At 64.6% G+C, this 19,412-nt stretch carries 20 protein-coding genes; 17 read left to right on the top strand and 3 right to left on the bottom strand.

The genetic code is table 11. The annotated features are described in order from the left end of the window. The first annotated feature begins 55 nt into the window (after positions 1-55). Positions 56-457 carry a guanyl-specific ribonuclease gene (locus J2X11_RS10265; protein ID WP_309970333.1) on the top strand — a complete coding sequence of 134 codons (402 nt, stop codon included), beginning with the start codon at positions 56-58 and terminating at the stop codon, positions 455-457. Beyond that, on the top strand, positions 457-873 hold the full coding sequence (locus tag J2X11_RS10260; RefSeq protein ID WP_309970329.1) for a barstar family protein: 417 nt from the start codon (positions 457-459) through the stop codon (positions 871-873). Before J2X11_RS10265 ends, J2X11_RS10260 begins: the two co-directional genes overlap by 1 nt. Here the strand turns inward: J2X11_RS10260 and J2X11_RS10255 are convergent. Then, complete coding sequence (locus tag J2X11_RS10255; protein WP_309970325.1) at positions 848-1,909, bottom strand: polyprenyl synthetase family protein; 1,062 nt, start codon at positions 1,907-1,909, stop codon at positions 848-850. The two genes, J2X11_RS10260 and J2X11_RS10255, sit on opposite strands and share 26 nt — an antisense overlap. A 23-nt stretch (positions 1,910-1,932) precedes the next feature. Here J2X11_RS10255 and metF point away from each other — a divergent pair, with 23 nt between their 5' ends. After that, on the top strand, positions 1,933-2,826 hold the full coding sequence (gene metF, locus J2X11_RS10250; RefSeq protein ID WP_309970323.1) for a methylenetetrahydrofolate reductase [NAD(P)H]: 894 nt from the start codon (positions 1,933-1,935) through the stop codon (positions 2,824-2,826). Here metF and J2X11_RS10245 read toward each other — a convergent pair. Both J2X11_RS10245 and J2X11_RS10240 read right to left on the bottom strand, forming a co-directional pair. Next, a complete protein-coding gene (locus tag J2X11_RS10245; RefSeq protein WP_309970320.1) occupies positions 2,823-4,079 on the bottom strand; it encodes a phytoene desaturase family protein in 1,257 nt (418 codons plus the stop codon). The genes metF and J2X11_RS10245 overlap by 4 nt on opposite strands. Before the next feature lie 9 nt (positions 4,080-4,088). Further along, entirely contained in the window at positions 4,089-4,664 is a 576-nt protein-coding gene (locus J2X11_RS10240; protein ID WP_309970318.1) for a DUF4126 domain-containing protein, read from the bottom strand. Between the two features lie 88 nt (positions 4,665-4,752). On the opposite strand from J2X11_RS10240, the gene J2X11_RS10235 reads away from it, so the two are divergent. The 14 genes from J2X11_RS10235 to murC all read left to right on the top strand — a co-directional run bounded on the left by J2X11_RS10235 (position 4,753) and on the right by murC (position 19,384). Next, the gene (locus J2X11_RS10235) at positions 4,753-5,526 is read left to right on the top strand and encodes a methyltransferase domain-containing protein (protein ID WP_309970316.1); all 774 of its coding nucleotides are present in this window, start codon (positions 4,753-4,755) and stop codon (positions 5,524-5,526) included. Continuing rightward, positions 5,513-5,896 (top strand): DUF3040 domain-containing protein, encoded by a 384-nt coding sequence (locus J2X11_RS10230; protein ID WP_309970313.1) that lies wholly within the window; start codon positions 5,513-5,515, stop codon positions 5,894-5,896. The genes J2X11_RS10235 and J2X11_RS10230 overlap by 14 nt, the downstream gene beginning before the upstream one ends. 226 nt (positions 5,897-6,122) lie before the next feature. Next, a complete protein-coding gene (mraZ, locus tag J2X11_RS10225) occupies positions 6,123-6,572 on the top strand; it encodes a division/cell wall cluster transcriptional repressor MraZ (protein WP_309970310.1) in 450 nt (149 codons plus the stop codon). A 125-nt stretch (positions 6,573-6,697) separates the two neighbouring features. Continuing rightward, on the top strand, positions 6,698-6,832 hold the full coding sequence (locus J2X11_RS10220; RefSeq protein ID WP_309970308.1) for a hypothetical protein: 135 nt from the start codon (positions 6,698-6,700) through the stop codon (positions 6,830-6,832). Positions 6,833-6,911: 79 nt separating this feature from the next. After that, positions 6,912-7,859: a 16S rRNA (cytosine(1402)-N(4))-methyltransferase RsmH gene (gene rsmH, locus J2X11_RS10215; RefSeq protein WP_309970306.1), complete on the top strand. Its 948-nt coding sequence runs from the start codon at positions 6,912-6,914 to the stop codon at positions 7,857-7,859. Between the two features lie 82 nt (positions 7,860-7,941). Continuing rightward, positions 7,942-8,376, top strand: coding sequence for a cell division protein FtsL (ftsL, locus tag J2X11_RS10210; RefSeq protein WP_309970303.1), 435 nt, complete (start codon positions 7,942-7,944; stop codon positions 8,374-8,376). Next, positions 8,373-10,121 carry a peptidoglycan D,D-transpeptidase FtsI family protein gene (locus J2X11_RS10205; protein WP_309970300.1) on the top strand — a complete coding sequence of 583 codons (1,749 nt, stop codon included), beginning with the start codon at positions 8,373-8,375 and terminating at the stop codon, positions 10,119-10,121. Before ftsL ends, J2X11_RS10205 begins: the two co-directional genes overlap by 4 nt. A 142-nt stretch (positions 10,122-10,263) precedes the next feature. Continuing rightward, the gene (locus J2X11_RS10200; RefSeq protein WP_309970297.1) at positions 10,264-11,754 is read left to right on the top strand and encodes a UDP-N-acetylmuramoyl-L-alanyl-D-glutamate--2,6-diaminopimelate ligase; all 1,491 of its coding nucleotides are present in this window, start codon (positions 10,264-10,266) and stop codon (positions 11,752-11,754) included. Beyond that, positions 11,751-13,091, top strand: coding sequence for a UDP-N-acetylmuramoyl-tripeptide--D-alanyl-D-alanine ligase (locus J2X11_RS10195; RefSeq protein WP_309970294.1), 1,341 nt, complete (start codon positions 11,751-11,753; stop codon positions 13,089-13,091). The genes J2X11_RS10200 and J2X11_RS10195 overlap by 4 nt, the downstream gene beginning before the upstream one ends. 39 nt (positions 13,092-13,130) lie before the next feature. Further along, positions 13,131-14,219 (top strand): phospho-N-acetylmuramoyl-pentapeptide-transferase, encoded by a 1,089-nt coding sequence (mraY, locus tag J2X11_RS10190; RefSeq protein ID WP_309970290.1) that lies wholly within the window; start codon positions 13,131-13,133, stop codon positions 14,217-14,219. Continuing rightward, entirely contained in the window at positions 14,201-15,676 is a 1,476-nt protein-coding gene (murD, locus tag J2X11_RS10185; protein ID WP_396127856.1) for a UDP-N-acetylmuramoyl-L-alanine--D-glutamate ligase, read from the top strand. The genes mraY and murD overlap by 19 nt, the downstream gene beginning before the upstream one ends. Before the next feature lie 33 nt (positions 15,677-15,709). After that, entirely contained in the window at positions 15,710-16,909 is a 1,200-nt protein-coding gene (ftsW, locus tag J2X11_RS10180) for a putative lipid II flippase FtsW (RefSeq protein ID WP_309970284.1), read from the top strand. Between the two features lie 4 nt (positions 16,910-16,913). Next, positions 16,914-17,984 (top strand): undecaprenyldiphospho-muramoylpentapeptide beta-N-acetylglucosaminyltransferase, encoded by a 1,071-nt coding sequence (murG, locus tag J2X11_RS10175; protein WP_309970281.1) that lies wholly within the window; start codon positions 16,914-16,916, stop codon positions 17,982-17,984. Further along, positions 17,981-19,384, top strand: coding sequence for a UDP-N-acetylmuramate--L-alanine ligase (murC, locus tag J2X11_RS10170; protein WP_309970278.1), 1,404 nt, complete (start codon positions 17,981-17,983; stop codon positions 19,382-19,384). Before murG ends, murC begins: the two co-directional genes overlap by 4 nt. Positions 19,385-19,412: the final 28 nt, after the last annotated feature.

Raw genomic sequence — 19,412 nt, 5'->3', positions numbered from 1 at the left:
GTCTGCGCGGTGGCGTCCTGCCCCGTGGTCAGCGGGAATGAGCAACGATGGACTCATGAGCCGTCGAATGTTGGTCGCCATCTTGATCGGCATCGTGGCTATCGCGCTCCTCAAGCAGTACGCCGGTACGGAGAACTCACCAGCTCCGCAGCCGACCGCAACGGCCTCGGCGCCGAGCTCGATTGGATCGCTCCCGCAGGAGGCGGTCGACACGATTGCGCTGATTCAGAGTGACGGGCCCTTCCCATATCGGCAGGATGGAGCCGTGTTCATGAACCGCGAACGGCGACTGCCGGCGCACGGGCGCGGCTACTGGCGTGAGTACACCGTGACGACACCGGGCGAGTCTGACCGCGGAGCCCGGCGGATCGTTCACGGCGAGGGCGACGAGTACTACTACACCGACGACCACTACGGCTCGTTCGAGCGCATCCACCCGCCGAAGCTGGTGAAGTGATGACCGCTTCGTACACGTCACTGCTCGAAGGGTCGACCTCGCCAGGGCTGTTCAGCTGGCGCGGCGACCCGGAGCGGGACCTGGTGGGCGAGGCCGAGACGGCTGGCTGGCGCGCACTACATCTCGACACGACCGACGTGCACTCAGTCGAAGCGTTCTATGACGAGGTCACGACCGCATGGGGACTGCCGTCGTGGTTCGGTCGCAATCTCGATGCTCTGTTCGACGTGCTGGGAGATCTCACCGTCACTCCACTGGTGCTCGTATGGGACGGGTTGCGCGAGCTTTCCGCGATCGACCCGATGCAGGCTGCCGCGGTTCTTGACGTGTTGCGCGACGCCGCCGGACAGGCGACGTCTTTTGCGGTGATCGTGCGCGACGACCTGGGAGTCAGCGAGTTCGACGGGTTGCTGTGAGCGCGAGAGGTCCGAGGATGTCGCGCGCTTCAGGTCCCAGAGCGCTGAGAGCCGACTCAGCCTGATCCTCGAGCCGGGCGATGTCAGCCTCGACTGCGGCGAGAGCGCCCGAGGACTCGATCAGCTCGCGTACGGCGTCGATGCCTTCAGCGGTGCCGAGGTGTTCCTGGAGCAACGCGCGACCTGCGTCGTCAGTCAGCTCGGACGTACGCGCGACGAGCACAGTTCGTTTGCCCTCACGGAGATCGTCTCCTGCGGGCTTGCCGGTCACTGAGGGGTCGCCGAATACACCGAGCACGTCATCACGCAGTTGGAATGCCTCGCCGAGCGGCAACGCCACGTCGGTCAGGCCTGCGATCAGGTCGGGCTCCGCGCCGGCCAGAGCGGCTCCGATATGGAGCGGACGTTCGACGGTGTACTTCGCTGACTTGTAGCGAACGACCTTCATGGCTTCGTCGACCGTGAGGGATGGTCGCGTCTGCCCGACGACATCGAGGAACTGGCCCGCGACGACCTCCGACTTGCAGAGGTCGAGGAAGCGTCGAGCGTTGCCGAGGTTGGCCGCCATCGAGGGTGAGTCCAGAACCGCTCGAGTCAGCATTTCATCGCACCAGGACAGCATGAGGTCGCCGAGCAGTACTGCCGTCGAGAGTCCGAAGCCAGCGGCGTCTCCGGATCGCGCTTCGGTACGGTGCCGCGCTTCGTACTCGCGATGGATGCTGGGTCGCCCGCGCCGGGTGTCGGAGCCGTCCATCAGGTCGTCGTGCACCAGTGCGCTCGCCTGTAGCCATTCCAACGACGCGGCCGCAGTCACGAATCCCGTGTCAGTGGGGGAGCCGCCCGCGATGAGCCAGCCGGCGAAGCAGAACTGTGGTCGCAAGCGTTTGCCGCCCACGACGAAGCCGAGCGCTGAATCGGCGAACTCACCAAGATCGGGCCCGAGCTCGGCGAGGATGGGTCGCTGACGATCGACGAACGAGACAAGTGCCACATCGACTTGAGTCCGGAATTCGGGATCGTCTGCGCGTGCGGTCACATGTCGGACGATACCGTTGGGTCATGCCCGCCGATGATCGCTCCTTCCTCGAAGTCCTGCGCGGACCCAACCCGACGACCTCGTTTGAGTTCTTCCCGCCGAAGGACGACGAGGGCGAAGACGTGCTCTGGAAGACCATCGCCGACCTCGAGGCGCTGGATCCGACGTTCGTCTCGGTCACGTATGGAGCGGGCGGCACCAGCCAGGAGCGCACCGTACGCATTACGGCTCGCATTGCCGAGCAGACGTCGATGCGTCCCGTCGGCCACCTGACGCTCGTGGCGCAGACCAAGGGTGAGATCGAGTCAGTCCTCAAGCAGTACGCCGCTGCGGGAGTCGACGACGTGCTCGTGCTTCGCGGTGACCCCAAGGGTGGACCGCGTGCTCCTTGGGAGCCGCACCCCGATGGCATGAACCACGCGATCGACCTCGTCGAACTGGCTTCTGAGCTTGGCGGGTTCTGTATTGGTGTCGCGGCATTCCCCGAAGGACACCCCGACGCCGAGAGTCTTGAGCATGACGCGGAGGTGCTGGTGGCCAAGGCCAACGCTGGCGCCGACTACGCGATCACGCAGCTGTTCTTTCGAGCATCCGACTATTTCTCGCTGGTCGAGCGCGTACGAGAGCTCGGCAGCGACATCCCGATCGTTCCGGGCATCATGCCGATCCTCAACTTCTCGCAGGTTGCCCGCATGGCTGAGCTGTCCGGTGCTGCACTCCCGCCAGAGGTGCTGGAGCAGATCGAGCCGATTCAGGACGACAAGGACGCTGTGCGCGCCAAGGGCATCGAGCTCGCAACGCAGCTGTGCCGCGACCTGCTTGCCGGTGGAGCGCCAGGCCTGCACTTCATCACCCTCAACCGCTCCAAGGCGACACGAGAGATCTTCGAGGCGCTGCGCGCCGACAACCTCGTCTAGCGGCTGGCCGGACCGATGTCCTCGGCGATGGCGGCAGTCGCCATGCCGATCGCTTCGAGCGATCCGCCTGGATGCGCATGTGCGCCGGCGAAATAAAGACCACCGCTGGGCGCGACTCCGGGTAGTTCCCAAGCCGTACTCAAGCCTTGCCAGGCCCAACCCCAATGGCCGAGGCGTACGAGGTCGCTCGGAGTGAGATCCGTTCGCGACGTCACGTGATCTCGCAGGTCGATGCCAAAACGTACGAGTGCGTCGAGGACGTCCTCGCCGCTGCGATGTTCGATCGTCCATACGCCCTTGCCGCCGGAGAACAGCCGGATGGGCGGGTTGGCGTGAACGAGGATCTCCTCGGGAAGTTCGGGTGCGTCGTCAGTGAGGGTGATCAACGTACGACTCGCGGGGATGACCTGCATGGTGCGAGGCGCAGGCAGGGGAGCGGGCCAGTTCGGAGCGCACCACACCACAACTTCGGCGGGGATCGTCCGCTTGTCCGTGACGACGCCGGTCACCTGGTCGCCGTCGCGTACGAGTTCGTGGGCGGACTCACCGAGGGCGATCGTGACCTTGCGTTCGGCGAGCCGTGCCTCCAGTGCTTCAGCGAGAGCGGGGAGCCCGCCGGTGAAGCGCCACCGCCCGAAGTTGCGCTCGATGTAGTGACTCACCGCCGCGAATCCTGGGATCACGACGCGATCCTGGCCGGCGAGGCGGAGCGGGTTGAGGACCATCTTCGCGAGGCGCTCGTCGGGCAGCCGGTCGGCGACATACGAGATGCTTCGACGTGCTCGAAGAGCCTTGCGGACCGTGCGATCGACGGCCGGTTTGCCGATGAACACCTGATCCAGCGCAGTACGTCGTATGACATCCCAAGCGTCGGCGAGCCCGTCGACCCAGGGAGACCACTCGTCCTCACCGAAGGCCTTGGTCACCGCGGCGTGCTGATCACCGCGGTTACCGAGCGGGAGGTCGAGGATCGACTTGTCCTTGAACACGTGACGGCGGCCAGTGGTCAACTCAAGCTCGAGGACGCTTTCGAGCGGTTGACCCGACTTGCGAAAAAGATCGCGGAACACTGCCGGCAAGGTCACCGTGTCGAGCTCGATCTGACGCGCTGTCCCGTCGATCGTGACACCACGCAGCCGACCGCCGAGCTGTTCCGACGCCTCTACCAGCGTGACGTCGTGGCGCACCTTCGCAAGGCGCGCTGCGACCGACATACCGGCGAAGCCGCCTCCGACCACTACGACCTGCGCCATGCGCGCAGACTACGCGTTCGCTTCGCGCCGTCGACGCCGTGCTCTGCTGATGGTCTTCCACAGCAGGAAGACGGTGACCGCTCCAGCGATGAGGAGCGATGCGGTGATGCCGAGTGCCCACCACGGATGGGCCACGGCGAGCGAGACGACGGTGATCACGCCGATGTCTTCGGTGGTGCTGACGATCCCGTTGCTGAACGGCTCGGGCGACGTGTTGACCGCGAGTCGTACGCCGGACTTCACACCGTGGGACGCCAAAGCGGTACTGCCGCCGAGGGTGGTGAGCAACGCCTGGTCGACACCGGACGAATCGCCGGCGAGTTGGTACGCAACCCACGCTCCGACCGTCGGTCGTACGACGGTGGAGATGCCATCCCAGACCGAGTCGAGCCACGGGATCTTGTCGACGACGAACTCAACCAGGAACATGACACCAGCCACGACGAGCACGTCGGTGCGAGCGAATGCGTCGGGCACGATCGACGTCTCAGTGAAGCGAGCGAGCAGGCCGAGCACGCCGACAGTCGCGTACGCGTTGACACCGCTGGCCCAGCCGCTGGAGAAGACCAGCGCCGCGAGGTCCATCAGGAGACCCAGTCAGGTCGATCGGACTGATCGTGCATGGCAGGACGCTATCGGAAACCGGCCTGACTCCTGTGGCACAGTGTCCGTCATGGGTCCGGTCCGCGCCGAGTTGATGTGGCAGTCCGTGGTCGATGCGACCGACATCGCGGGCACGGGCACTGACGGGCTGGATGTCCTTGATCTCGGCGGCGGCACAGGGGGAGATGCCGTACGTCTGGCGCTTCTCGGGCATCACGTCACCGTCGTTGACCCGAGTCCAGACGCACTCGCGTCACTGCACCGGCGAGCCGCCGATGCCGATCTCGGCGATGCTGTGCGTGGCATACAGGGCGACACCGCCGATCTGCTCGACCATGTGGATCCGCAGTCATTCGATCTCGTCATCTGCCACGGCGTGCTCGAGCACGTCGATGATCCTGCCGAAGCCTTGGCCGCCGTCGCGACGGTCCTGCGACCCGGTGGACACGTGAGCGTTGTCGTTGCTGGCCGACTCGCTGCGATCACCGCACGGGCGCTCGCGGGCGACTTCGCCACAGCGCAGGCGCTGCTGACTACGACGGCCGACGCTTGGGACGTACGCGCTCTCGGCCCACGGAGGTTCGGCCTCGACGAGCTACAGGACCTCCTGGCTGCTCGCGGATTCGTGTCAGTCGCTACGAATGGGCTCCGCGTATTCGCTGATTTGGTCCCATCGGCGATCGTTGACGGGGAGCCGGGAGCGCGCGACGCATTGTTCGCTCTGGAGCGCCTGGCGCGTACTTCACATGACTTCACTTCCGTTTCCGCTGGCTTGCAGTCAATCGCACGCCTAGACTTGGAGTCAGCATCATCCGATCCAGGAGGCAAAAGTGCCGCTCTCTGACGAAGAGGCCCGGCTGCTCCATCAGCTCGAGCAATCGCTGGCCGCTGAAGACCCCGACTTTGCGTCGACCCTTCGGGGCTCGAAGTTCATGGCGCACAACCGTCGTGTGGCGGTCGGTGCTGTCCTCGGGTTCATCGCTGGCCTCGTGCTGCTCTTCGCCGGTGCCGTCACGGCACAGACCTGGCTTGGTGTCGCTGGATTCGTTGCGATGCTTTCGACGTCCTACCTGTTCCTGACAGCGTGGAAGCGCGGCATTGGCGGACAGGTCGAGGATCGTCCGACCAGCAAGGCTGGCGGCAAGTCATCCGGCAAGTTCGTCGACCGTATGGAAGAGCGCTGGCAGCGCCGGCGCGACGGAGACGACATCTAGTCCCTTCGAGTTTGGGCCCAAAAGCCCCCACTTCGCTCCACCAGCTCTGAACCGTCCCTGAGGGGGCGGTTTTTTGTTTGCCCTGACAGTGAATACCGCCGATTCCAGGCGGTAGAGCGCGCTGCCCAAAAACTCGCAAAATGGGCGCAAATTGGCCACTAAGTGGTGGATTGTGGAGTATGGTGGGGCGAAATGGAGGACAAGCTCGAGGCGGAGGAGGTGCCAGATGAACCCGGACGTGTCCAACTTCTTTGGCACCTACACACCCCGTCTCGACGAGAAGGGGCGCTTGTTCCTTCCGGCCAAGTTCCGTCCACGCCTGGAGCACGGCATCGTCCTCACCCGCGGTCAGGAGAACTGCATCTACGGGTGGACGGTCGAGAGCTTCAACGCGTTCACGGATCGCGTACGGGACACCCCGTTCACCAATCAGGCGGCACGCAACTTCACCCGCATGTTCTTCTCCGGCGCCTCCTCGGAAGTGCCGGACAAGCAGGGGCGCATCTCGGTGCCTCAGGTACTCCGCACCTGGGCGAGCCTCGATCGCGAATGCACCGTCGTGGGGGCGATGGACCGCATCGAGATCTGGGACTCCGGACGCTGGACCGAATTCTCCAACTCACAGGAAGGGCCGTTCGCGGACATGTCCGAAGAGGTCATGCCCGGAATCTTCTAGCGAACACCGCGAGGCGAGATCTTCGCCCGAGCGGATCTGACTCCACTTCCCCGGTGTCAGAACTGCCCGGTCGGGGATCTGGCCCCACGGCGACAGGCAGCACAGCACGAACGAAAGGCACAACGATGGACACGAGCACACGACGCGTACGGCACGAGGTTGCCGACGGCGTTGCGCTCATGGGTTTCTCCATCGTCATGTCGGTCGGGATCGCTGGACTCCTGGCTTTGCTCCTCGGGCTGGCAGGGGCCACCGCATGAGCGAGCGCAGCGAGCGAACAAAAAGGGCCCTCATGTCACTGGCTCCGTACCGTTTCTGCTCTGCCACGGAGGCGGTGGCATGAGCGAGGCGAAGCACGTACCCGTCCTGCTGGACCGGGTGATGGATCTTCTTGCGCCGACCGTGGTGGGGGACCGGCCGGTCGTCGTCGACGCGACGCTTGGGCTCGGCGGTCACACCGAAGCCATGCTCAACCGTTTTGCAGACCTCCACGTCATCGGCATTGATCGTGATCCCGAGGCTCTGGCACGCGCCAAGGCTCGCCTTGCCGGATTCGGCGATCGGGTGACGTTCGCTCACGCCGTGTACGACGAGATCGCTGACGTCGTACGAGACGCGGGCTTCAGCTCCGTCAGCGGCGTCCTGTTCGACCTGGGTGTCTCCTCAATGCAACTCGACCTCGCCGAACGTGGTTTCGCGTACGCGCAGGACGCTCCACTCGACATGCGCATGAACCCCGAGGACGAGCTCAGCGCAGCTGACGTCCTCAACACGTACGAGGCGACTGAGCTCGCCAAGGTGCTGCGCTACTACGGCGAAGAGAAGTTCGCCAAGCGCATCGCTGAAGCTGTCGTCGCCGCGCGCGATGTCGAACCGTTCACCAACAGTGCACGACTCGTCGACCTCATTCGGGACTCCATCCCGCAGGCGGCGCGTCGAACGGGCGGCAATCCCGCCAAGCGGACCTTCCAGGCCCTCCGCATCGAGGTCAACGACGAGCTCGGTGTCTACCGGCGAGCCCTGCCTGCTGCGCTCGAGCTGCTCGCGCCTGGTGGCCGCGTCGTCGTACTGGCCTATCACTCGCTCGAGGACCGAATCACCAAGCACGAGTTTGCCCGTGCCACCACGACTGACATTCCGCGTGATCTGCCGTTCGTTCCTGAGGGTCACGAGGCGAAGTTCAAGTTGGTGACCCGCGGAGCCGAAGTCGCCACTGAAGCCGAGATCGAAGACAACTCCCGCGCACGTTCAGTACGTCTGCGCGTCGCCGAGAGGGTCGCCGCATGAACGAGCGCCAGCGAGCTCATCATCAACTGGCAGTCATGCCACGGCCTCCGTACCGTTTCTGCTCTGCCACGGAGGTTGTGGCATGAGTGCGCAGCCAGCGTTCGCGCCATCACGTCGAGAAGTCACCTCGACGCCTCGCAGCGACGCTGTCGAGCGTGGTCTCCGTCTGGTTCGCCCCGTACGCAGCCGTGCTCGTAGGGCGCCGTTCGTGGTCGTCGTCATGACGATGCTGTCGATCGGACTCGTCGGCCTGATCATCATGAGTACTGTCCTGCAGGCGCAGTCATTCGAGGCAGCCAAGCTCAACCGCGAGGCAGCTGCGCTTGAGATTCAGCAGCAGTCGCTGACCCGCGAGGTTGAGACGCTCCTCAGCCCGGCAAGCGTCGCGCAGCGCGCACTCGTGTTCGGCATGGTGCCCAACACCAACCCGGCATTCCTCCGCTTGTCCGACGGCAAGGTGCTCGGCAAGCCCGAGCCAGCCACTAGCGGCTCCAACATCCGGTCGGTGGCCCGATGACCGCACGCGAACGGGCATCCCGGCGGAGGTTGCGCTTCTGTCTGGCAATTGTGGTCGGCATCTTCGGGGTCTTCGCGATTCGCCTGTTCCAGATCCAAGGCCTCGACGCGAGCGCGTACGCCGCGCAGGCCGTCGACGCCGGCACAGCCAAGAGCACTGTTCCTGCTCCGCGTGGCCAGATCCTCGACCGCAACGGCGTGGCGCTTGCCGCGAGTGTCGACGGACTCACGCTCACGGCAGATCCGACGATGACCGCGGCAAATGCACCCCAGATCGCCCGGCTGCTCGTTGAGGAGCTCGGCGACAAGATCGACTACTTCGAGACAATCGACAAGCTTCGTACCGCCAACTCGCACTTCGTCTATCTCAAGCGCGATGTGCCGGCTTGGACGGCCGCCAAGACCCTCAAGGCCATCAGTGATGCCGGCTTCACTGGAGTGTTCAGCGAGAAGGAATCGCTGCGTACGTACCCGGGAGGCAAGCTCGCCGCAAACCTCCTCGGCTACACGAACGCGACCGGCAAGGGTGTCTCGGGAATTGAGCAGCAGTACAACGACGTACTCACCGGAACTGACGGTTCGAGCACGTTCGAAGTCTCGCCCACAGGTCAGCGCATCCCGATGGCTGACAGCGCTGTCACCGAGATGGTGCCCGGCCGGGACGTGACGACCACGATCGATCGCGACCTCCAGTGGTACGCGGATCAGCGCCTGGCGGATGCCGTACGCGAGTCCAGCTCCGACTGGGGTCTCGCGATCACGATGGATGTGAAGACCTGCCAGATCGTCCAGATGTCACAGGCTCCGACGTTCAACGCTGACAGCGGCACGGGCATGAACGACTTCAACACCGTCTCGCGTGCCGTCTCCAACGTGTACGAGCCCGGCTCGGTGCTCAAGACGATCACGATGGCGGCACTGGCTGACCAGGGCAAGATCGCTGCGGATTCTCCGATCGTCGTGCCGTCGGGCGTCACGATCGACAAGTTCAAGATCGGTGACTACTGGGACCACGGCGTGCTCCACCTGACGGCCGCTGGAGTCATCGCCAAGTCGTCCAACCTCGGAACGCTCGTTGCCGCGCAGAAGATGAGCGACGAGACGATGCATCACTATTTCCGTAAGTTCGGATTCGGTGAGACCTCGGGCGTCGGCCTGCCCGGCGAATCTCGCGGCATCCTTGCCGAGCCGAAGAACTGGACCAAGGCCAGTCACGCGACGATCTCGTTCGGCCAGGGCATCGCCGTGACCGCGACGCAGATGATGCGTGCTGTCGGTGCGATCGCCAATGACGGCAAGATCTGCAACCCGTCGGTTGTCAGCGGAATCGAGGACAAGGACGGCAAGAACAAGAGCGTCGAGACACCCGCCGCTCACCGCGTCGTCTCTAAGAAGGCTGCCGCCTCCGTCACTCGCATGATGGAAGCTGTCACAGCTCCGGACGGTACGGCTCCTGCCGCCGCGATCAAGGGATACCGAGTCGCAGGCAAGACCGGTACGGCGTGGCGCGTCGACCCTGTGACGGGCCGCTACATCCGCGGCCAGAACGTCGTCTCGTTCATGGGCTTCGCACCGGCTGACAACCCGCGATTCCTGACCTACATCGTGCTCGATCGCCCCTACAGCAGCGCGGGCGGTGGCTCCACGGCCGCGCCGGTGTTCCACGACGTCATGTCGATGGCGCTGGAGCGCTTCGGAGTTGCTCCTACGGGGTCCAAGAGCCCCAAGGTCCCGCAGACTTGGTAAAGGTGGCGTGCGCTCGTCCCTCGCGTGTATGAGGGCTCCTTCGTCGCCCTCATACACGGCTTCGCCGCGGCCACGTGTCGGGCTTCGCCCTCCTCACAGCCAGACTCGAGTGCTTCCAGGGTTGCACCGATAGGCTCACGGTGTGACCGAGGAGATGCGGGTGCGCCCGGATGAGGTGCCGCAGTGGACGCTGACTGAGCTTGCGAATGAGCTCGACTCAACGACCAATGCCGAAGGAACTGTCACCGGCATATCGCTTCACTCCAAGCATGTCGTTCCCGGCGACCTGTACGCCGCACTGCCGGGCGCCTCGTCACACGGTGCGGCGTTCGCCGGCGTTGCCAAGGCTCGCGGAGCTGTCGGCGTACTCACCGATCCCGAAGGTGCCGCGCTGGTGACAGAACTGCCCGAGATCATCGTCGACGATGCTCGCGGCGCAATCGCCAAACTCAGTAGCTTCATCTACGGCGATCCGTCCTCGTCCTTTACGACCATTGGCGTCACGGGCACCCAGGGCAAGACCACGACGACGTACCTGGCCGAGGCCGCCTTGGGCGAGCACAAGTCGGCCGTCGTAGGGACGATCGGCACGCGCATCGGCAAGATGCCGGCACCGTCGTCGCTGACCACGCCAGAAGCACCCCAGCTGCAGGCACTCTTTGCCGTCATGCGCGAAGAAGCCATCGAGGTATGCGCGATGGAGGTCTCGAGCCATGCGTTGGTGCAAGGCCGCGTGGACGGGTTCGTCTTCGACGTCGCGGTGTTCCTCAACCTCGGCCGCGACCATCTCGACTTCCACAAGGATCTCGAGGACTACTTCCTCGCCAAGGCGGCACTCTTCACGCCGCAGCACTCGAAGCACGCCGTCATCAACATCGACGACGCTCACGGCAAACGACTTGCCGAGCTCACGCCTCTGCCGGTGACGACGTTCTCGACCGATGGCAATCAGGCCGACTGGCGAGCGGTGAACATCCGACCGCACCGTCTCGGCACGGATCTCGAGGTCCTGGGTCCCAACGGCGTCGAGGTGCCGCTCTCCGTGCCGCTCCCCGGTGTCTTCAACGTCTCCAACGCGCTCGCTGTCATCGCTTCGCTCGCACAGGCGGGATTTGATCCTGCCGAGCTCGCGGCCGGGATTGCCACCAGCACCGGAGTTCCTGGTCGTATGGAGCGCATCGATGCAGGTCAGCCGTTCACGGCGATCGTCGACTACGCGCACAAACCAGACGCCGTGACGGCCGTTCTTGATGCTCTTCGCCCGGTGACAGCTGGTCGTCTGATCATCGTGATTGGCGCCGGGGGAGACCGTGACCACGGCAAGCGCCCGCTGATGGGCGAGGCTGCCGCCAAGCACGCTGACGTCGTGATCGTCACGGATGACAACCCGCGCAAGGAGAATGCCGCGGCAATTCGCGCCGATGTCATGTCTGGTGCCGGCAATGGCCCCGGCCTGGCGATCGAAGTCGCGGGTCGTCGCGAGGCAATCGCCCAGGCCGTCGCGATGGCTCACCTTGGCGACACCGTCGTGATCGCGGGCAAGGGCCACGAGCGTGGGCAGGAGATCCGCGGCAAGATCCACCCGTTCGATGACCGCGAAGTGCTGATCGAACTGATCGAGAGCGCCGAGTGATCCCGATCGACCTCGACCGCGTTGCTGAAGTGACCGGAGGTTCGGTTCACGGCGACGGAACTCTGGTCGTCACGTCGGTTGTGATCGATTCGCGCGCGGTCGAGGCTGGAACGTTGTTCGCAGCCTTGGCTGGGGAACACGTCGACGGTCACGAGTTCGCGCCTGCGGCGATCGAATCCGGCGCGACCGCCGTACTTGCGTCTCGAGTGCTCGATGTCCCGTGTGTTGTCGTACCCGACGTCACGACGGCGCTGGCTGCGCTGGCCCGCGACAACCGATCCCGTACGAGCGCTTCGGTCATCGGGCTCACTGGGTCTCAGGGCAAGACCAGCGTCAAAGACCTACTCGCACACATTGTCGAGGCGTCCGGCCCGACGATTGCTCCGCCGGGCTCCCTGAACAATGAGCTCGGCGTTCCGCTCACCGTGCTCCGAGCTGATGCCGACACAAGATTCCTGATCGTCGAGATGGGCGCCAGGGGAGTGGGGCACATTGCTGAGCTGTGCGAGATCGCCACACCTGACATCGGAATGGTGCTCAACGTCGGCAGCGCGCATGTCGGAGAGTTCGGCTCAGCGGAGGTCATCGCGCAGGCGAAGGGCGAACTTGTCGAGGCGCTGCAGGCGGCCGGTGTCGCCGTGCTCAACGCCGACGATCCGCTGGTGAGCGCGATGGCGTCGCGTACGTCGGCTCGGGTTCTCACGTTCGGCGCCGAAGGGGATGTGGCGCTCGGTCCGGTGAGCCTTGATGAACTGGGCCAGCCGCACTTCACCCTCACGTATGACGGGGCGACTGTGGATGGGCACGTTCCGCAGATCGGCGAGCACCACGCGATCAACGCGGCGGCGGCTGCTGCGGCAGCAATCGCGGCCGGCGTCGACCTCGCCTCGATTGCAGAGCGCCTTTCGACCGCGACAGCCGCGTCGCCGATGCGCATGGAGCATCACGTACGAGGTGACGGCCTGGTCGTCATCAACGACGCGTACAACGCCAATCCCGAATCGATGGCCGCAGCCCTTCGCGCGGTTGCCAACCTGGGCAAGGGCAAGCCGATTGCAGTGCTCGGAGAAATGCTCGAGCTCGGCGACGCCAGTCACGACGCACACCTCGCGATGGGTCGTCTTGCGGCCGATCTCGGGTTCGTACGCGTCATCGCTGTGGGAGCTGGTGCGGCCGCTATAGCCGAGGGCGCAGGCGAAATTGGCGAAACCGTCGAGGACGTCGACACAGCGGTTGAGGTGCTCTCCGCGAGCCTGCGCGCCGACGACGTCGTCCTTGTGAAAGCATCGAGGGGCGGCCGTCTCGAGCGTGTCGCACTTGCTCTGCTGGCCCACTGACGGTCCCTCGGCACCAAGCCGCGGAAAGGATCACGACGGATGAAAGCAATCCTGATCGCGGGGGCGGTCTCCCTGCTGCTGACACTGCTCGGCACGCGGGTCGCGATCAGAGTTCTCGTTCGCAAGGGCTACGGCCAGCTGATTCGTGATGACGGCCCGACGTCACACCACACCAAGCGCGGCACCCCGACCATGGGCGGTCTGGTCATCATCATCGCGTCGGTGACGGGCTACCTCATCGCGAAGCTCGTCACAGGCATCTCGACCGATTTCGAGCCCGGCTGGGCTCCAAGTGCGTCTGCGCTTCTGCTGCTCTTCCTGTTCTGTGGACTTGGCCTGATCGGCTTCATCGACGACTTCATCAAGGTGTTCAAGCAACGAAATCTTGGTCTACGAAGCAAGGCGAAGTTCATCGGCCAGATCGTGGTCGGTCTGATCTTCGCGATTCTTGCGATCGGATGGGAGGACGACAGCGGCCGAACTCCGATTACGCACGCCATCTCGTTCACCCGTGACCTCAAAGGATGGGAACTACCGACCGCGTTGCTGGTCATCTGGGTGCTGCTGATGATCGCTGGCGCCAGCAATGGCGTGAACCTCACTGACGGTCTGGATGGCCTCGCAACAGGTGCTGCCGTGATGATTTTCGGCGCTTTCGTCGTGATCAACATCTGGCAGAGCAACCAGAACTGCTCGAAGGTTGAGAGCTTCAAGTGCTACGAGGTGCGAGATCCGCTTGATCTCGCGGTCGTCGCCGCCGCACTCACCGGCGCGTGTTTCGGCTTCCTGTGGTGGAATGCCTCTCCAGCCAAGATCTTCATGGGTGACACCGGTTCTCTGTCGCTCGGTGGCGCGATGGCCGGTTTCGCGCTGATGACTCGCACCGAGCTCCTGCTCGTCGTCATCGGCGGCCTCTTCGTCGCCATCACTGCGTCGGTGATCCTGCAGGTCGGGTACTTCAAGCTCTCCGGCGGCAAACGGATCTTCCGAATGGCGCCACTGCAACACCACTTTGAGCTGCTCGGCTGGGACGAGATCACCATCGTCGTGCGTTTCTGGATCATCAGCGGTCTGTGCGTCGCGACCGGTCTCGGCATCTTCTACGGCGAGTGGGTCAGCGGAGTATGACTGTGGACCTCGACTCCTTGGGTCGGGATTCGTCGTGGGAGGGCGTACGCGCTCTGGTCACCGGATTCGGCGTGAGCGGTTTCGCCGCCGCCGACACACTCACTCATCTCGGCGCGACCGTGATCGCCGTCGACGAGGCGGACGACGAATCGCTGCAGGAGAAGGCCAAGCTGCTCGGGATCCTCGGCGCCGACGTACGTCTTGGCAGTGGCTCGACTGATCTGACCGCCGAAGGATTCGACCTTGTGGTGACGTCGCCAGGATGGCCGCCGTCCAACCCGGTTCTCGTGGGTGCGGCCGCTCGTTCGATCCCGGTCTGGGGTGAGGTCGAGCTGGCCTGGCGTCTGCGTGGCGAGAACCCGGTGCCATGGCTCGCCGTGACCGGCACGAACGGCAAGACGACGACCGTTCAGATGCTGGTCGCGATCCTGCGTGCCGACGGTCGCAACGCGATTGCCGTGGGCAATGTCGGTACGCCCGTCCTTGAGGCTGTGATGAACCCCGAGCCGTTCGACGTGCTCGCGGTCGAGCTCTCCAGCTACCAGCTGCACTGGAGCTCGTCGATCTCCGCGGAAGCAAGTGTCGTGCTCAACGTCGCCCCGGATCATCTGGACTGGCACGGCGACCTCGAGTCGTACACCGCTGACAAGGCGCGGATCTATCACAACGCCCAGCTCGCCTGCGTCTACAACGTCGAGGACCCCACGACGGAGCGTCTCGTGGAGGAAGCCGAAGTCGTCGAAGGCTGCCGGGCAATCGGGTTCACCCTCGGGCTACCCGCGCCAGGCATGGTCGGTCTCGTCGACGACGTCCTCGCTGACCGTGCGTTCGTGATCGGTCGCATTTCCAGTGCAGTCGAACTCGGTACGCTCGCCGACCTCGCGTCTCCGTCAGGAGTACCCGCAGCGCCTCATACCGTCGCCAACGCACTTGCCGCGGCAGCGTTGGCTCGCGCCCACGGAGTTGCTCCCAAGGCCGTACGTGACGGGCTGCGAACGTTCGTCCCCGACGCGCACCGGGTCGCTGATCTGGGCGAGGTCGAGGGCGTCAGGTATGTCGACGATTCCAAGGCAACCAACCCGCATGCCGCGTCGGCGTCTCTCCGCAGTTTCGACCACAACGTATGGATCGCCGGGGGACTGGCCAAGGGTGCTGGCTTCGACGAGCTCGTCGAAGCGGCCAAAGATCAGCTCCGCGCAGTCGTTTTGATCGGTACTGACCGCGAAATCATCGCTGAGGCGCTCCGGCGACACGCGCCAGATGTCCCCGTGGTCGAGGTCGAAACCGGTGACACTGATCTCATGGATCGCGTCGTCGAGGTCGCCGCATCGCTCGCCCATGAGGGTGACACGGTGTTGTTGGCTCCCGGTTGCGCCTCCTGGGACCAGTTCCGCAACTACTCGGCTCGTGGCGATGCTTTCGCTTCTGCTGTCGAGAGGCTGCGCAACAAGTCCTGACGCGTCTTCCCCCGCGACAGATTTGGATCCAGCATGAGCACGACAACACCCCGGCGCACATCGCCTTGGGAACGCCCATTGGGGTCCTACCAATTGGTGCTGGGTGCTTCGGCACTCCTGTTGGGGCTCGGCCTGATCATGGTGCTCAGCGCCAGCTCGATCTATTCGCGCTTCAACTACGACGGCAACTCGTTCGCAATCATCGAGCGCCAGTTGATCTTCGCCGTAGCTGGTCTCGTCGGCGCATACGTCGCAGCTCACGTGCCGCTGAGCACGCTGCGTAAACTGATCCTGCCGTTTCTAGTCGTCTCCGTGCTGATGATCATGGCGACGTTCGTCCCGGGCGTCGGCATTGAGGTCAACGGCAACCGCAACTGGCTCCCGCTCGCCGGTGGCTTCCGGCTCCAGCCGTCTGAATTCGCCAAGCTCGCGCTGATCTTGTGGATCGCTGACCTGTACGCCCGCCGCCGCACCAAGCTCAGCAACCCGCGGTTGGTCCTCACTCCGATGGTCCCGGTCGCCGGTGCAGTTGCGCTGCTCGTCGTCGGCCAACACGACCTCGGTACGGCTCTCGTGCTGTTTGCGTTGATCATCGGCATGCTCTGGGTCGCCGGCTTGCCGGGGCGCCAGATGGGCCTCATGCTTGCCGCGCTTTTCGTCGGACTTGTCGTTGCGGTGGCCACCTCGCCCGAACGCGTCAGCCGTTTGCTCAACTTCACCAACCCCGAGGCGGATCCAGACTTCAAGGGATTCCAGGCAATCCATGGAATGATGGCGCTCGCTCGTGGTGGCTTCTGGGGAGTGGGCCTTGGTGGTAGCCGCCAGAAGTGGGGCTCGCTGCCCGAGGCGCATACCGACTTCATCCTCGCCGTGATCGGCGAGGAACTGGGCCTCCTGGGCACTCTCGTCGTACTCGCCCTGTTCGTCTTCCTGGCGATCGCCGGCATCCGCATCGCCACCCGTACGCGTGATCCGTTCGTGCACTACACGGCTGCTGGCATCACGATTTGGATCTCGGTCCAGGCCGTCATCAACATCGGCATGGTGCTCGGTCTGTTGCCGGTCATCGGCATCCCATTGCCTCTCATCTCTTATGGCGGGTCGAGCCTGCTCGTGACACTGCTCGCCATGGGCATTCTGATTAACTGTGCAAAGACCGAACCGGGGGCCAAACGAGCCCTCGCGGCTGGCCGCGCCAACCGCGGACGGTCCCGAGTTCTGCAGAGGAGTTAGTCGAGTGCGCGTGCTGCTAGCTGGCGGAGGCACAGCCGGCCACACGTCGCCCCTCCTGGCCACGGCCGCTGTGTTGAGCGAGGGCGGTGACGAGATCGTGTGCCTCGGTACGCCTCGCGGCCTGGAAGTCACCTTGATCCCGCAAGCGGGCTATCAACTCGAACTGGTGCCGCCCGTGCCGCTGCCTCGCAAGCCCGGCAAAGATCTCGTGCTGGTGCCGGCCAAGCTACGCAAGGCGGTCAAGGCGACTGGCGAAGTGGTCGACCGCGTACGACCGGATGTCATCGTCGGCTTCGGTGGCTACGTGTCCGTGCCGGCGTACCTGATTGCCCGACGTCGCGGCATCCCGCTCGTCGTTCATGAGGGCAACGCAGTTCCCGGTGTAGCCAACAAGCTCGGTGCTCGGTTTACCGACCATGTCGCAACGAGCTTTCCAGACACAGACTTGCCGCACGCCACCTACATCGGCCTGCCGATCCGTCGGGAGATCTCCGGTCTTGACCGCGCCGCACTGCGGGACGAGGCACGCAAGCACTTCGGCCTGGACGCCGATCGGCCGACCTTGCTCGTGACCGGCGGCTCCCAAGGCGCACGCCGCATCAATCAGGCGGTTTCAGCTGCCTCTCGCGATCTTGCCGACTCCGGGGTTCAGGTGCTGCACGCTGCCGGTCGCCCCGAGGAGGTCACTCTCAACCTGCGCGACGGTGATCCGCCGTACGTCGTCACAACCTTCATCGATCGCATGGATCTGGCCTACGCCGCTGCAGATCTGATCGTGTGCCGAGCGGGTGCCAACACCGTGACCGAGGTTGCGGCAGTGGGCCTCCCAGCGGCTTTCGTCCCGTTGCCGCACGGCAATGGCGAGCAAGCCCACAACGCGCACCCCGTCGTTCAAGCCGGCGGCGCGCTGATGATCGATGATGCAGCGCTGACACCGGCGTGGATCGACAACGTCGTCATACCTCTCGTGTCGCACACCGGCCGTCTCGCAGCGATGTCGGAAGCCGCGTCGGGGATCGTTCCACGCGACGCCGATGAGCGTCTCGCCGCCATGATCCGACAGGCCGCCAGGTGAAGATCGACATTCCTGCGAACATCCCCGCGGCCGACCAGCTGGGCAACGTTCACTTCATCGGTATTGGCGGAGCTGGACTTTCGGCGATCGCTCGGTTGATGGCGCAGCAGGGCATCACCGTGAGTGGCAGCGATGCAGCCGAGTCCGACGTGGTCAAAGCCCTGAGGTCCGAAGGCATCACCTGCCATGTGGGACATGACGCGTCACAGCTTGCGGGCGTCGACACGGTCATCGCCTCCACTGCAGTTCGCGAAGACAACCCCGAGATCGTGGAGGCGCAGCGCCTCGGGCTGCGGCTCTGGCCAAGATCTGCCGGACTGCGATCGGTCATGGAGGGTCGGCGTACGGTCGCTGTCGCCGGCACCCACGGCAAGACCACCACGACTGCGATGCTGACCTGCGCGCTGCTCGAAGCAGGCGCCGATCCTTCCTTTGCCATCGGCGCTGAGGTCGCGAGCCTCGGAGCCAACGCCCGTCTCGGCTCGAGCGATCTGTTGATCGCCGAGGCGGACGAAAGCGATGGCGCCTTCCTCGTCTACGCCCCTGACGGCGCGATCGTCACCAATGTCGACGCCGACCACCTCGACAACTACGGCACGGTCGAGGCCTACGCGGAAGCATTCGACGAATTCGTGACAACAGTCGACTCGTTCCTGGTGCTCAACGCGGACGACGCTGGGGCTCGCGCTCTCACCGCGGCCGCGACCGATCGTGGGCTCACAGTCCTGACAACCGGTTTCGCAGGCGACGCGGATCTTCACGCCACGGACCTCGCGGTCGAGGGCTCGACATCAACATTCACCGTCTCGCGTTCGGGTGCCGAACTGGGCGTCGTGACCTTGGCTGTGCCCGGAGCGCACTACGCGCAGGATGCTCTGCTCGCGCTCGGTGCCGGACTGCTGCTCGGACACGACTTCGCGCCACTCGCCAAGGGGTTGGCCAACTACACCGGCGCGGCTCGTCGTATGCAATTGCTCGGCACAGCAGGGGGAGTGCGGGTCTACGACTCGTACGCGCATCATCCGACCGAGATTGCCGCTGACCTTGCCGCCGCTCGAGCCATTGCCGCTGGCGATCGCCTTGTCGTTGCCTACCAACCGCACCTGGTGAGCCGTACGCGCCTGTATGGAGTCGAGATGGGCGAGGCTCTCTCGGCTGCCGACCGTGTCGTCGTCGCCGACATCTACCTCGCTCGCGAGGATCCCGATCCTGCTGTCACGTCTGCTCTCATCGTCGACGCCATCGAGGGGCCCGTCGCGTCGGCCGGTGGGCCGGTCTCCGGGTTGGCAGAGCTCCTGATCCCTGAACTCCTTCCTGGCGACATGCTGTTGACGCTGGGTGCTGGAGACATCACGACGGTTGGCCCGGCCGTGATTGAGGCGCTGGAAGCACAAGCGTGAGCGACCCTCGGTTCGACGCCAGAAGACG

This window comes from Aeromicrobium panaciterrae (assembly GCF_031457275.1).
Classification (GTDB): domain Bacteria; phylum Actinomycetota; class Actinomycetes; order Propionibacteriales; family Nocardioidaceae; genus Aeromicrobium; species Aeromicrobium panaciterrae_A.
The sequence above is the reverse complement of the archived record's forward strand: the minus strand, read 5'-3'. Positions and strand labels throughout refer to the sequence as shown.

Excerpts from the sequence above, each read along its gene's own strand:
- J2X11_RS10265 (WP_309970333.1), top strand. The coding sequence starts at position 56 with ATGAGCCGTCGAATGTTGGTCGCCATCTTGATCGGCATCGTGGCTATC.
- J2X11_RS10260 (WP_309970329.1), top strand. The coding sequence starts at position 457 with ATGACCGCTTCGTACACGTCACTGCTCGAAGGGTCGACCTCGCCAGGG.
- metF (WP_309970323.1), top strand. The coding sequence starts at position 1,933 with ATGCCCGCCGATGATCGCTCCTTCCTCGAAGTCCTGCGCGGACCCAAC.
- J2X11_RS10245 (WP_309970320.1), bottom strand. The coding sequence starts at position 4,079 with ATGGCGCAGGTCGTAGTGGTCGGAGGCGGCTTCGCCGGTATGTCGGTC.
- J2X11_RS10240 (WP_309970318.1), bottom strand. The coding sequence starts at position 4,664 with ATGGACCTCGCGGCGCTGGTCTTCTCCAGCGGCTGGGCCAGCGGTGTC.
- J2X11_RS10235 (WP_309970316.1), top strand. The coding sequence starts at position 4,753 with ATGGGTCCGGTCCGCGCCGAGTTGATGTGGCAGTCCGTGGTCGATGCG.
- mraZ (WP_309970310.1), top strand. The coding sequence starts at position 6,123 with ATGAACCCGGACGTGTCCAACTTCTTTGGCACCTACACACCCCGTCTC.
- J2X11_RS10220 (WP_309970308.1), top strand. The coding sequence starts at position 6,698 with ATGGACACGAGCACACGACGCGTACGGCACGAGGTTGCCGACGGCGTT.
- rsmH (WP_309970306.1), top strand. The coding sequence starts at position 6,912 with ATGAGCGAGGCGAAGCACGTACCCGTCCTGCTGGACCGGGTGATGGAT.
- ftsL (WP_309970303.1), top strand. The coding sequence starts at position 7,942 with ATGAGTGCGCAGCCAGCGTTCGCGCCATCACGTCGAGAAGTCACCTCG.
- J2X11_RS10205 (WP_309970300.1), top strand. The coding sequence starts at position 8,373 with ATGACCGCACGCGAACGGGCATCCCGGCGGAGGTTGCGCTTCTGTCTG.
- mraY (WP_309970290.1), top strand. The coding sequence starts at position 13,131 with ATGAAAGCAATCCTGATCGCGGGGGCGGTCTCCCTGCTGCTGACACTG.
- ftsW (WP_309970284.1), top strand. The coding sequence starts at position 15,710 with ATGAGCACGACAACACCCCGGCGCACATCGCCTTGGGAACGCCCATTG.